The organism is Ruoffia tabacinasalis (assembly GCF_042652985.1).
Lineage (GTDB): Bacteria > Bacillota > Bacilli > Lactobacillales > Aerococcaceae > Ruoffia > Ruoffia tabacinasalis.
In genome coordinates this window covers 1-1,017 of the sequence record NZ_JBHSHQ010000013.1, presented here as the reverse complement: position 1 = coordinate 1,017, position 1,017 = coordinate 1, and the positions used below count along the sequence as shown (strand labels likewise).

The following is a 1,017-nucleotide window of genomic DNA, read 5'->3' as shown; positions in this document are numbered from 1 at the left end:
CACTGACAGGTGGTCCCATTTTCAATTGCAATTCCTAAAATTTTGGCCCCTTTTTAAAATACAATATACAACTCTATATAAAGTTATAATGATATTATCAGCTTTCTTTAAATATTTTGGAGGAAGTCGAATGAAAAGAAGAAAAAATTCAAAAGGTTTAGTCCTAAGAAACAGGGAAAGTGAACGAAAAAATGGGTATCAATACAGATGGATTGATGATCAAGGCAAAAGAAAGTATTTGTACGCTAAAACTTTACAGGAGTTAAGATTAAAAGAGGAACAGTTGCAAAAGAAGATGCTAATGGGAATACGAAGTAGCGGTAGGGGAGTAAAGCTAAATCAGGTTTATAACAGCTGGTTCTCTACGAAAATAGGATTACGCCCAACATCTAAAGATTGTTATATAGGTCTTTATAATACTCATATAAGAAATTATATGGGAGAATGGGAAATTTCAAAAATAAAATAGTCAGATATAAAATGATTTATGATAGAGTTTATTAAAGAAAAAACCTAAAGTAAGTCAACAATTCGTACATTAATAGCTGTACTATCCCAGGTATTTTCGCTTGCCGTAGATGATGACTTAATTTATAAAAATCCATGTTCTGGTATATTAAAAGATATAAACCAACAATATAAGCTTAAAGAAAAGATAGTAGTATCTTTAACTAAGGAATAGTAAGAAAAGTTTGTTGAATTTTTGTTCGAAAAAGAAAAGAGTAAAGATAAGTTATTTTCACAAATGTTTTATATTCTTTTAAGAACAGGTTTGAGGGTATCTGAATTATGTTCGTTAACGTGGAATGATATTGATTTTGAAAATGAACTAATCAATATAAAATAAAACAATGACATTTCCTAAACAAAACAATTGGTCTACAATTATGATAAGTAGACCCAAAACTGAATCAAGTATTAGGAAAATACCAATGTTCCCCAGGGTGATGTTAACGTCAAGTAGAAATCGGCACTTTTTGCCAATTAGTTTTCTGCAGATTCTGCTCGATAAGATTC

The 1,017-nt window shown here is 30.0% G+C and carries 2 protein-coding genes; both read left to right on the top strand.

Features of this window, described 5'->3' with window-relative positions; translation table 11 throughout:
• The first annotated feature begins 130 nt into the window (after positions 1-130).
• A complete protein-coding gene (locus ACFO5Y_RS02685; protein ID WP_197105385.1) occupies positions 131-469 on the top strand; it encodes an integrase DNA-binding domain-containing protein in 339 nt (112 codons plus the stop codon).
• Between the two features lie 234 nt (positions 470-703).
• The gene (locus tag ACFO5Y_RS02680; protein ID WP_197105384.1) at positions 704-847 is read left to right on the top strand and encodes a tyrosine-type recombinase/integrase; all 144 of its coding nucleotides are present in this window, start codon (positions 704-706) and stop codon (positions 845-847) included.
• The last annotated feature ends 170 nt before the right edge of the window (positions 848-1,017 follow it).